The sequence below is a fragment of the Alistipes shahii WAL 8301 genome, from assembly GCF_025145845.1.
GTDB classification, from domain to species: Bacteria; Bacteroidota; Bacteroidia; order Bacteroidales; family Rikenellaceae; genus Alistipes; species Alistipes shahii.
On the sequence record NZ_CP102253.1, the window covers coordinates 68483 to 80181 of the forward strand.

At 54.5% G+C, this 11699-nt stretch carries 12 protein-coding genes; 5 read left to right on the top strand and 7 right to left on the bottom strand.

The window, feature by feature from the left end; genetic code table 11:
* Nucleotides 1–145: 145 nt before the first annotated feature.
* The 4 genes from NQ492_RS00345 to NQ492_RS00360 form a co-directional block, all read right to left on the bottom strand.
* Nucleotides 146–1279, bottom strand: coding sequence for a S8 family peptidase (locus NQ492_RS00345; protein ID WP_161989166.1), 1134 nt, complete (start codon nt 1277–1279; stop codon nt 146–148).
* Nucleotides 1272–2042: a hypothetical protein gene (locus NQ492_RS00350; protein WP_015547785.1), complete on the bottom strand. Its 771-nt coding sequence runs from the start codon at nt 2040–2042 to the stop codon at nt 1272–1274. The genes NQ492_RS00345 and NQ492_RS00350 overlap by 8 nt, the downstream gene beginning before the upstream one ends.
* A 57-nt stretch (nt 2043–2099) precedes the next feature.
* Nucleotides 2100–2609 carry a hypothetical protein gene (locus NQ492_RS00355; protein WP_015547786.1) on the bottom strand — a complete coding sequence of 170 codons (510 nt, stop codon included), beginning with the start codon at nt 2607–2609 and terminating at the stop codon, nt 2100–2102.
* A 319-nt stretch (nt 2610–2928) separates the two neighbouring features.
* Nucleotides 2929–3303 carry a thioesterase family protein gene (locus NQ492_RS00360; protein ID WP_015547787.1) on the bottom strand — a complete coding sequence of 125 codons (375 nt, stop codon included), beginning with the start codon at nt 3301–3303 and terminating at the stop codon, nt 2929–2931.
* A gap of 133 nt (nt 3304–3436) precedes the next feature.
* Between NQ492_RS00360 and NQ492_RS00365 the strand changes: the two genes are divergently transcribed.
* Entirely contained in the window at nt 3437–4012 is a 576-nt protein-coding gene (locus NQ492_RS00365) for a DUF4294 domain-containing protein (RefSeq protein ID WP_022062544.1), read from the top strand.
* A gap of 62 nt (nt 4013–4074) precedes the next feature.
* Here NQ492_RS00365 and NQ492_RS00370 read toward each other — a convergent pair whose 3' ends face one another.
* Nucleotides 4075–4818 carry a hypothetical protein gene (locus tag NQ492_RS00370; protein ID WP_015547788.1) on the bottom strand — a complete coding sequence of 248 codons (744 nt, stop codon included), beginning with the start codon at nt 4816–4818 and terminating at the stop codon, nt 4075–4077.
* A gap of 120 nt (nt 4819–4938) precedes the next feature.
* On the opposite strand from NQ492_RS00370, the gene ffh reads away from it, so the two are divergent.
* Complete coding sequence (gene ffh, locus NQ492_RS00375) at nt 4939–6270, top strand: signal recognition particle protein (protein WP_015547789.1); 1332 nt, start codon at nt 4939–4941, stop codon at nt 6268–6270.
* Nucleotides 6271–6353: 83 nt separating this feature from the next.
* Here the strand turns inward: ffh and NQ492_RS00380 are convergent, their stop codons facing one another.
* Nucleotides 6354–6764 (bottom strand): hypothetical protein, encoded by a 411-nt coding sequence (locus NQ492_RS00380; RefSeq protein ID WP_138266124.1) that lies wholly within the window; start codon nt 6762–6764, stop codon nt 6354–6356.
* 47 nt (nt 6765–6811) lie between these two features.
* The gene (locus tag NQ492_RS00385; protein ID WP_229108317.1) at nt 6812–6982 is read right to left on the bottom strand and encodes a hypothetical protein; all 171 of its coding nucleotides are present in this window, start codon (nt 6980–6982) and stop codon (nt 6812–6814) included.
* Between the two features lie 357 nt (nt 6983–7339).
* On the opposite strand from NQ492_RS00385, the gene era reads away from it, so the two are divergent.
* Genes era through NQ492_RS00400 form a run of 3 tightly spaced genes read left to right on the top strand, consistent with a single transcriptional unit; the run spans nt 7340 to nt 11658 of the window.
* Nucleotides 7340–8221: a GTPase Era gene (gene era / locus NQ492_RS00390; RefSeq protein ID WP_015547792.1), complete on the top strand. Its 882-nt coding sequence runs from the start codon at nt 7340–7342 to the stop codon at nt 8219–8221.
* Between the two features lie 43 nt (nt 8222–8264).
* Nucleotides 8265–10253, top strand: a complete 1989-nt coding sequence (locus tag NQ492_RS00395; RefSeq protein WP_015547793.1) for a tetratricopeptide repeat protein — start codon at nt 8265–8267, stop codon at nt 10251–10253.
* A 16-nt stretch (nt 10254–10269) separates the two neighbouring features.
* Entirely contained in the window at nt 10270–11658 is a 1389-nt protein-coding gene (locus tag NQ492_RS00400; protein WP_171024723.1) for an MFS transporter, read from the top strand.
* The last annotated feature ends 41 nt before the right edge of the window (nt 11659–11699 follow it).

Consider the following 11699-nt stretch of genomic DNA (forward strand, 5'->3'; position numbering starts at 1 on the left):
CGGATGCGTCGTGCGCCCAGAATATTGCCGATCACGGGTTTGCCCCATAACAGTATAATCAGAGGTTGGATAAAATATTTTTATCCAACCTCTGATTTACAGCCAAATTATCAGCAGTTTGTAAGTCAGGAACTCCAATATCAATTTAGTAAGAGTACCCTTGCGGAATCAATGCCAGATGTACCCCGGAAGATGTGGATAGACCATTTTTCAACACCCGACATTCGATATCGTGAAGTACGGGTTCATCGGTATCCGACGCAAAATCAACGGTAAATGTGAAGCCCTCACCCGTGTACGGAGGCAGGGTGCTGCTCCATACATAAGTGACAGAAGAATCGTAATTTTCAATAGAACACGTTGCTTGCCCTTCTCCACGGGCCAAATACGCTATATTCCATTTATCATACCCCAAACCCATCATCGAAAGATCGCCGGGTTCCACCTCCGACAATGAAGTCCCGATGTTTGGAGCGGTGGGAGCGGGCCTCGAAACCGCTGATACAGCTGCATAGGCATTTACCAGACCATAACCCACAAATTGGTTCCATAATCCGTTCAATCGAAGCGGATCGACACCATAAGTGTTGCCGCCGATCTTTCGGGTAGTTTGTTCGATAATATTGCGTACCCGCCATACCGAAAGATCGGGATCCGTTGCCCATATCAAAGCCACGATGCCGGAAACATGGGGAGCAGCAAAAGATGTGCCCGACACACAAGTATATCCACCGGTCACATCTGTTGTCCAGATTTCACGCCCGGGAGCGACAACATCCAATGAAGAACCATAACCGGAGAAATCCGATTTGTACCCATTCCGATCTATTGCACCTACTACTAACGTTGCAGAAGGTGCTCCCGCTGCCGGCTGTGATACAGCACTGCCTTTATTGCCCGATGAAAAAACAACGATGCATCCTTTACCATGAGCATATGTTATAGCATTATTGATTTCGGATATTGGAGAAGATGTATCAAATGACCATGAATTATTAATTACGCGCGCACCATTATTTGCGGCAAACCGAATTGCATTCGCAAAATTGGTCGTGGTGGAGGCAGCTATGCCAAGCTCGTTATCAGTATAACAAATACTGATGGGCATGATTTTCACTCCGGATGCAACGCCTGCAATGCCTTTGCCATTATTAGCCGTGGCTCCGATAACACCGGCAACCTTTGTGCCGTGATCTCCGTATAGCCCACTTGGAATTCCTCCCGTGTGAGCGTTGTAACTGACATTATACAAATGTAAATCATCATGGTTATTAAACACCGTTATCGACAACCGCAACGATAATATCGTTGATATATGGAAAAGCAAAGGCATTCCTTGCGTTCACATAATTGATATCGATCCCCGGATAAGAGACGTTTTTCAGATTCCATTGATAGCTGAAATAGGTATCGTTCGGAGCGGCGTCGGGCATCGACTCAACGATAAACTCGGGTGTTGCATACTCAAACGCGCCCGATTCATACATAAAATTCGCCATTTCGAGCGCATTCCCTTTCGACTCCTTTGTACACGAAAGATAATAGATACTCGGGTCGAATTTGTTTTCTCCCAATATCTCCAGATTATACTCTTCCGCGATTTTTTGAAGTTTGGCAAGGTCTTGCTCTCCTGTCAGTTGTACGCTGAATACATTCATTATGCCGAGATCGGCTCCATCGCTTGTTTTAAAATAGGGAGCCTCATACACTACATCCTGCGGATTAATCGATTTTTGTTGGGCGTTATCCAGCGTAAACGACGTAAGACTTTTTTGCATGCGGAACTCTTTTGACGATCTTATGCCCAGCGCAGCATAGTTATCAATAGTTCTGGTATTTCCCCCACGGATATTTACGGCCGATTTGCGAACACTTTCAATTTTTGCGGTTTCAACCAAAACATACGACTTGTTCTCGTTGACCGTTAGTGGGATTTTCACACCGTCACACCAAATAATAATAATCAGACGAACCCACAGACGCACGGGTCGCGGGAACGTTTTCTTGATATTCCTCTGACAAAATGTCATCCTGGCAACCATAAAATGTTATGACTGCAATGATAAGAGAAAGCAGCTTTTTCATGATATTAAGAATATCTAAATTATGATTTTGTTGACAGTAAGCGTTTTTTCGGGAAGTTTGTCGTATAGTCCCCAGAAATAAAAAATAGTCATAATCGCCGGAGTACCACCCTTCAGTTGCTTATACACCAAATTCAATGTCATCTTATCGGATTCGGTATCGACGGCCTGCTTCTCGAAAGAGTATCCGGGATGCCCCATCCAATGCTGTCCAATAATAAGGGTATATTTGTCAAAGTCGATTACTGGCAGCTCGACCGAAGGAGGTGCAACGGCCTCGAACTCTTCCATGCTGTTGATCACAAAACATTCGATGTCGCGATCATCGATCTCGCTGAAATTGAATTCCGGCTCGGGATGCGAACTGGAACTCGAAGGCAGATAGGTCTTGAAAAAAGCCGATACGTCCGCGGAGGCTGTGACGGGAGGAGTGCCGATATATTCGGATTCTTCCGAGTCGTTGCATGCGACAAACCCACCCAGTAGAAGCAGGGCTGCTGTCAAAGTCAAAATGCGAGTTTTCATAGTTTGAAGTTTAAGGATGAAACATTGAAGGCAGGTTCGCGAGAGTCTTACGGATAATTACAATATGTAGTTGTAATGGATGTAGGGCAAAAATAACGAAAAAAATCAATTATGCAAATTCAACCGCCAATAATTCAGCAAGATTAAGTAGTATAAGCACAGAAATTTACAGGCATCGGGCGACTTGAACAGAATTGTACACAAACGAAAAGGATCGAGCCCTGTCCAAACACAGAGCCCAATCCTTCGATCCGGCATAAATAACTACAAATCAAGCTGTACGTCTTTTCGCAGACGCAGAAGATCCGGAGCTTTTCCGTTACTTTACCTTGGCCATGAATTTTTCCCGGTCGACGATGTAGCGGACATGGATGCCCTCGCCGATCAGCCCCTCGGCGTCGCGGGCCCCGACGTTGAAGGTCAGTTTGCGCCCCTCGACTTCAGCAAGCACGGCCGTGGCGGTGATTTCGGCGCCAAGTCCCGACGGCTTGATGTGCGTGACGTTCATCTCGGAGCCGACGGTGGTCGCGCCTTCGGGAAGTTCGCCGGCAACGGCCGTCATGGCGGCGTTCTCCATCAGCGCCACCATCGCGGGGGTGGCGAAAACCGCAAGGTCGCCCGAACCCATCGCGGCGGCCGTGTTGCCGGCGGCGACGGTTGCGGCGCTGCGGGCGGAAAGTCCTTTTTCAAGCATAATATTCGCTGTTCGTAATTCGTTTATTGCGGTGAATCGTTATCTTTGCCGGAGACACCCCGGCAAACCGGATGCAAAACCGCACGGGTTTTCGTCCGGACTCCGCCGCAAAGGTACAAAAAATTCGCCGCCGTTGAAAAAGTGGATACTCCTCATCGCCCTGCTCGCCGCCGCGCTTTCCCAAGCGCAGGCGCAGGGAGGCCGTGGCTTCTGGCATCAGGAGTGGACGGTCGAGAAGGGCGATTCGATCCCGCTGGTCCACGTCCTGCCGGTCTACGTCTTCAGCCGCCCGGTCGACCTGCGCCGCTACCGCCGGCTGGTGGACGCCGTGAAAAAGGTCTACCCCATCGCGCAGATCGCCAAGGCCAAGATGGCGACGATGGAGGAGGAGTTGTGCCGCCTGCCGACCAAAAAGGCCCAGAAGGAGTATATCAAACAAATCTACCACGAGATCAAGGACGAATACACCCCCGTGCTGAAACACATGACCCGCACGCAGGGCCGCGTGCTGCTGAAACTCATCGACCGCGAAACCGAATACACCGCCTACGAGGTGTTGAAGGAGTTCCGCGGCGGTTTCGTGGCGGGATTCTGGCAGGGCGTCTCGAAAATCTTCGGTCAGAACCTCAAGTCGGAATACGACAGGGAGGGCGAGGACCGGATGATCGAGCAAATCGTGATTTATTACGAAGCCGGACTGCTCCGGTAGCGACGGACGGACCGGGTAACGGAGGGACCGGGTAACGGAGGGACCGTTCCGGAATCCTGCTCCTAAAAATTGAACGACAGCCCCACACCCAGCCCCATATAGGAGCGCGAAGGCCGAAACTCCCCGGCCCGGAAATTATCGGTCAGGTAGCAGTGATAGGTGAAGTCGCCGAAGAGGTTGAACCGCCAGATCGGGATGATCAGCCGCGCACCCGCGTCGAACGTACAGGAGAAACGCTGCCGGACGGTATAGGGCCGCCACGAAGGGTCGGTCGTCGAATAGCCTTCGGTCGTGAACGGCCCGCACATCAGCCCCGGGGTAAAGCCCGCATGGACCTCGAACCCCGAGGGCAGGATCGCAAGCAGCACGTTGAGAAACGTACTGCCCACGTCCGCCCCTCCGCCGGAATAAGCGCCGTAAGGATCTGCATAAGAGCCGTTGTAGTAATTATTCTGCACGCTCCGCTCCCGGCTCTCCCGGCGCCAGGACGAGGCGATACGTCCGGTCCGCCAGGTGAATTGCAGCGGCACGGAGAAATAGTTCTCGGCATCCTCGTCGACGAAGACGTTCAGCCCCGTTCGAAAACCGATATTGTAAAAATTATAACGGGCATAGTCGATCGAAAAGGCCTGCAATTCGGGTCCCCGCCCGTCGCCCACGTAAAGCTGCGCTCCGTAGCGCACGCCCAGTTCGTTGTCGAAGGTCTTCGGGACGGGTGGCATTTCGTGCTCGCCGGGATAGACGAGGGTTTGCGCCGGAGCGGTCCCGGCCGTGACGGCAAGCAGCAGGAAAAGAAATTTCTTCATTGCATGACGGTTAGGTTCAGTTGTAAACATAACTATTTTTCACGGCATAACAAAATTTCCACGGCGGATTGTGCTTTGTGAATTATTGATTATCTTTGCGCTCGGATAATTTCAGAAGTCATGTTTGAAAATTTAACAGATAAACTCGAACGGTCGTTCAAAATTCTCAAAGGCGAGGGGCGCATCACCGAGATCAACGTCGCGGAGACGCTCAAGGAGATCCGCCGCGCGCTGATCGACGCCGACGTCAACTACAAGGTCGCCAAGACCTTTACCGACGAAGTGAAGCAGAAAGCCCTGGGCCAGGACGTGCTCAAAGCCGTCAAGCCGGGACAGATGATGACCAAGATCGTCCGCGACGAGCTGGCCGAACTGATGGGCGGCACGGCCACGGACATCCGGCTGGAGGGCACGCCTGCGGTGATTCTGATCGCGGGTCTGCAAGGTTCGGGTAAGACGACCTTCTCGGGCAAGCTGGCTTCGCTGCTCAAGTCGAAGAAGGGCCGCCAGGTGCTGCTGGTGGCAGGCGACGTTTACCGTCCCGCAGCCATCGACCAGCTGAAAGTGCTCGGCGGACAGATCGGCGTGGAGGTCTACACCGAGGAGGGTAACAGGAATCCTGTCGAGATCGCCGAGAACGGTATCAAGTACGCCCGGCAGAAGAATTACAACGTGGTGATCGTCGACACCGCGGGCCGTCTGGCCGTGGACGAGGCGATGATGCAGGAGATCACGGCCATCAAGGCCGCCGTGAAACCTTCGGAGACGCTGTTCGTCGTCGACGCCATGACGGGTCAGGACGCCGTGAACACCGCCCGGGAGTTCAACGAACGGCTGGACTTCGACGGCGTGGTCCTCACCAAACTCGACGGCGACACCCGCGGCGGTGCGGCCATTTCGATCCGTTCGGTGGTCAACAAGCCCCTCAAGTTCATTTCGAGCGGCGAGAAGATGGACGCCTTGCAGGTGTTCCACCCCGAGCGCATGGCCGACCGAATCCTGGGCATGGGCGACGTGGTGTCGCTCGTGGAACGCGCGCAGGAGCAGTTCGACGAGGAGGAGGCCCGCAAGCTCAAAAAGAAACTGGTCAAAAACCAGTTCAACTTCAACGACTTCATCTCGCAGATTCAGCAGATCAAGAAGATGGGCAACCTCAAGGACCTCGCTTCGATGCTCCCCGGCATGGGCAAGATGCTCAAGAACGTGGACATTCCGGACGATGTGTTCAAGCAGACCGAGGCGATCATCTCGTCGATGACCCCCGCCGAGCGCGAGCATCCCGAGATCATCAACGCCCGCCGGCGCGAACGCATCGCCAAAGGTTCGGGTACGACGATGGCCGACGTCAACCGCCTGATGAAACAGTTCGACGACACGCGCAAGATGATGAAGGCCGTGGCCGGCGGCGGCATGAAGATGCCCAAGATGCCGGGCGGAATGATGCGGCGATAGGCTACATTTTACAAGACTTCATTGCAAAAAGGCTCTCGGAAACGAGAGCCTTTTTGCAGTCATGTGAAACCCGGTGAGGAATGCTACTTTTCGGAGAACGTCCTGCCGTTATCGTTGGTTTCATAGGATTTTCCGCTCCGGCCTTCATAATATTTTTCGCCGAACAATCCCGATTTTTCGGTCACCTCATCGCCATTGTCGAGCGAAAACCGCCTCTTTTTCGAACCTCCTCCGTCAAACAAGGCAATGATCGTCATCACGACACTCAACAGGAACAAAGCGATCGAAATGGCAATGGACAGCAAAACAAGAGCTATAAGCAGCGGGAAAATAGACGGTCCCAGAATAGCAAGCATCACACAAGTGAACAGTCCATATCCGATTTTCTGACCGGTCGTCGAGAACAAATACAAATGCCGTTTCAAATAATAGATCCAGTAGGCGACACAACACAGAAACGGAGTCGTTGAAAGAAAAAACAGACCTATGCCCATGCCGACCGACAAATTAGGAGAGAAATTTCCGTGCTGCATGCTCATAACTACACCCCCAGCAGCGAGGTAATTAATGTCGCTCCGATAAATACACCCGTCACGATCAGGACATGCTTACTCAAGTCGGATTTGTAATCGGGATGGTTCTTCCGGGTGAATTTTTCTTCCAGCGTGTTTATGCCCCGGTAAACATACACAAGCAAATTAAAGCGTTTCATCATTCAAGGAGTTAGAGTTTTACATCGAGCAAATGTCAAAACACAAAAAACGCGGACAAACTCTGTTCATCCACATTCAAGGCCTTGGACTGCCTGCACAGAAAGATGAAAGGAATGCCCGCGCCGTAAAACAGCGCGAGCATCAACTTTAATTCCTCTCTGTGATTCAAAAGTGTCCAAGTTCTGAATGTAAGAAGAAAAGCCGATGCGCTTTTATATGTCGTGTGCCGCCGTAGCGGCATTAAGAATCAAAAGTTCTCATTTTTTCATAGGCAGTGCGATTTTAGCATATTGTAAAACAAATATAGGATAAATTCGAATAAATCCCTACCTTTGTCTGCGAATAAAGCAAAAAAAATGCACCGTTCCGGCTTCGTAAATATCATCGGCAATCCCAACGTGGGCAAATCGACGCTGATGAACGCCCTCGTGGGCGAAAAACTCTCGATCATCACCTCCAAGGCGCAGACCACACGCCACCGCATCATGGGCATCGTCTCGGGCGAGGATTTCCAGATCGTCTACTCCGACACGCCCGGCATCCTGAAGCCCTCGTACAAGTTGCAGGAGTCGATGATGAAGTTCGTGACGGGCGCCCTGACCGACGCCGATGTGATCCTCTACGTCACGGACACCGTGGAGCAGAGCGAACGCTCGGCCGAAATCGTCGACAGCATCCGCCGGAGCGGCATTCCGACCGTCGTGGTCATCAACAAGATCGACCTCTCGACGCCCGAAGCGCTCGAAGCGCTGGTCGACAAATGGCAGGCCGAAATCCCCGGGGCGCAGGTCGTCCCCACGTCGGCCAAGGAGAATTTCAACATCGAAGGGCTGTTCCGGACCATCCTCTCGCTGCTGCCCGAAGGCCCGGCGTTCTACCCCAAGGATACGCTCACGGACAAGACGCTGCGCTTCTTCGCCTCGGAGATCATCCGCGAGAAGATCCTCAAATTCTACGACAAGGAGATCCCCTACTGCTGCGAAATCGAGATCGAAAGTTACAAGGAGGAGCCGACGATCGACCGCATCGCGGCGACGATCTACGTGGCCCGCGACTCGCAGAAGGGCATCCTGATCGGCCACAAGGGCGAGAAGCTGAAGAGAGTCGGACAGACGGCGCGCGAAGACATGGAACAGTTCCTCGGCAAGAAGGTTTTCCTCCAGTTGTTCGTCAAGGTCAGCGACGACTGGCGCAACAACGAACGGCAATTACGCAGGTTCGGATACGAACAGGAATAATAAATCGCACGGAAAGCCCGTTTAAAGAGCAAAATCAGTCAGCATGCGGAAACTCATCGCCGGAATCATATTGGGAACCGCCCTGCTGTGCGGCACGAAAGCCCACGCACAGTACAACCGGGAATATTTTTTCTGGGTCGGACGTTCGTGCATGATGAACAACGACTACCAGGAGGCCATCCGCACGCTGAACACCCTGCTGCGCTTCGACGAGGACGCTTTCGAAGGCTACTTCCTGCGCGGCATCGCCAAATACAACCTCGACGACCTGCTGGGCGCCGAGGACGATTTCTCGACGGCCATCCGGCTCAATCCCGTCTACACGCAGGCCTACACCTACCGCGCCATCACGCGCTCGCGTCTGGGCAACTACGACGACGCTTTGCAGGACTTCCGCGAGGCGATCGAGCTGCGCCCCGACCTGCCTGGCCCCTATTACAGCCGCGGCGTGACGCGCCTGCTGAACCAGCAGTTCAAGGAGGCCATCGACGATTTCGACAAGTTCATCCGCCAGGAGAACAAGGTGGCCGACGCCTTCATCTGCCGGGGATTGAGCTACCTCCACCTGAAAGACACCACGCGCGCCTACGAGAATTTTAACACCGCGATACGCACCAACCGCGAGAATCCCAACGGCTATAACCGCCGCGGCGGGCTGCACCTCCAGCAGGAACAGTACAAGGAGGCCGAGGCGGATTTCAACAAGGCCATCGAGTGCGATTCGGCCTACCTGCTCTCCTACTTCAACCGCGCGCTGGTCTACAACGCCACCAACCGCCCGATGCAGGCGCTGGCCGATTTCGACAAGGTGATCCAGCTCGATTCGACCAACTCGCTGACCTATTTCAACCGCGCGATGCTGCGCACGCAGATCGGCGACTACAACCACGCGCTGGAGGATTACGACAAAGTGGCGCTCTACTCGCCCAACAACGTGCTGGTCTACTACAACCGCGCAGGCGTCTACGCCCAGCTGGGCGAGATCGAGCGCGCCGTGGAGGACTACACCTCGGCCATCAAGCTATACCCCGACTTCGCCAACGCCTACATCTACCGCGGCCGGCTGCGCGAACTGCTCCGCGACCCGCAGGGCGCCAAAGAGGACCGCTCGATCGCCCAGCGGAAAATCGCCGAATACCGTTCGCGCCTGAACGACAGCACCTATTCGATCTACGCCGACACCACGCAGCGCTTCGACCGCCTGCTGTCGTTCGACAGCAAGTTCGCCGGAGGCAGCTTCGACCGCATCACGGGCCACAACGGCGGACACGAGGAGATGCGCCTGCTGCCGCTGTTCAAGTTCACGCTCATGCGCCCCGACTCGGTTCCCGCAGCCAAACCCTATCACCTGCAACGCGTCGACGATTTCAAGAAGCGCATCGGCAACGAATACCTCACCCTCTCGTGCCGCGAGAGCAACATCGCGCCCGACACGCTGGTGATGCTCGACAAGCAGTATGTGCAGGAGCTTAACGCAAGCAACCCCGCATGGACCGTGCTCTTCGAACGCGCCGTCACGCAGTCGCTCATCAAGCAGTACACCAATTCGGTGAGCACCTATTCGTCGGCCATCGAGTTGAACCCGTCGAACCCGTTCCTCTACCTGAACCGCTCGACGACGCGCGCCGAGATGATCGACTTCATCTCGTCGATCGACAACTCCTACCAGCGGATCACGATCGACTCGGACCCCGCCAACCGACTGAACAACAATTCGAAACGCACGTACAGCTACGACGAGGCGGTGGCCGACCTGAACAAGGCCGTGAAGCTCTTCCCCGACTTCGCCTACGCCTACTACAACCGCGCCAACCTGCTGGCCCTCTCGGGCAGCCTGCCCGAGGCGTTCGAGGACTACACCAAAGCCATCTCACTCAACCCCGCATTCGCCGAGGCCTACTACAACCGCGGCATCATCCAGCTGTTTATGAAAGACACCCGCAAGGGCTGCCTCGACCTCTCGAAAGCCGGCGAACTGGGAATCACCGAAGCCTACGAGGTGCTGAAACGCTACGCATCACTGGATAACTAACTCAACACAAAAAAATATGGCAGAAACTATCCAACGTAAACTCAACGACTCGCCCGCAGCCCGATGGACGGCGTTGTTGCTCATCGCGTCCACGATGTTTTTCGGTTACATGTTCGTCGACCTGATGTCGCCGCTGCAAAGCATGATCGAGGCACAGCGCGGATGGACCCCCGACGTATTCGGCATGTACGGCAGTTCGGAGTTCATACTCAACGTCTTCGGATTTCTGATCCTCGCAGGCATCATCCTCGACAAGATGGGCGTGCGGTTCACCGGCCAACTGTCGGCTTCGCTGATGTTCATCGGCGCCTGTCTGAAATACTACGCCGTGAGCGACTCGTTCGCGGGTTCGGGCATCGAAACGTGGCTCGGCTCGTGGTGGACCTCGTTCCCCGCCTCGGCCAAACTGGCGTCGCTGGGCTTTATGATCTTCGGCTGCGGCATGGAGATGGCCGGCATCACCGTATCAAAAGCCATAGCCAAGTGGTTCGAAGGCAAGGAGATGGCTCTGGCCATGGGGCTTGAGATGGCCATTGCCCGCGTCGGCGTTTTCGCCATCTTCTCCATTTCGCCGTGGCTCGCCGACATGGCTCCCGCAACGGTCGTACGACCGGTGGCATTCTGCACCGTGCTGCTGCTGATCGGCCTGCTGACGTTCGTGATCTTCTCCTTCATGGACCGCAAACTGGACAAACAACTGGGTCTCGACAGCCGGGGCGGAGGCGGCAGCGAGGAGGAGTTCAAGGTCAGCGACCTGAAGTACATCTTGAGCAGCAAGGTGTTCTGGATCATCGCGTTCCTCTGCGTGCTCTACTATTCGGCCATCTTCCCCTTCCAGCGCTTCGCCACCAACATGCTGGAGAGCAACCTCGGCGTATCGGCCCAGACCGCAGCCGACATTTTCCGCTGGTTCCCGATGGGCGCGGCGGCCATCACCCCCTTCCTGGGCCGATACCTCGACCACAAGGGCAAGGGCGCCACGATGCTCATTTTAGGCGCCATTCTGATGATCGTCTGCCACCTGACCTTCGCCTTCGTGCTCCCGGAGTTCCCGAGCAAGCCCGTCGCCTACGGCTCGATCGTCCTGCTCGGCATCTCGTTCTCGCTGGTTCCGGCCGCACTCTGGCCCTCGGTTCCGAAGATCGTGGAGACGCGCTATCTGGGTTCCGCCTATTCGCTGATATTCTGGATTCAGAACATCGGACTGTGCCTTTTCCCGATGCTCTTCGGCTTCGCACTCAAATATTTCAACGCCGGACGGACCGAGGGAATGCCCTACGACTACACCCGTCCGATGCTGATTTTCGTCGCATGCGGCGTGCTGGCGATGCTGCTGGGACTGTGGCTCAAAGCGGAAGACCGGAAAAAGAAATACGGGCTGGAACTGCCCAATATCAAGAAGTAGCCCAAGCTACACCCGAATAAATGAAGAAGGAGACCCTGCCG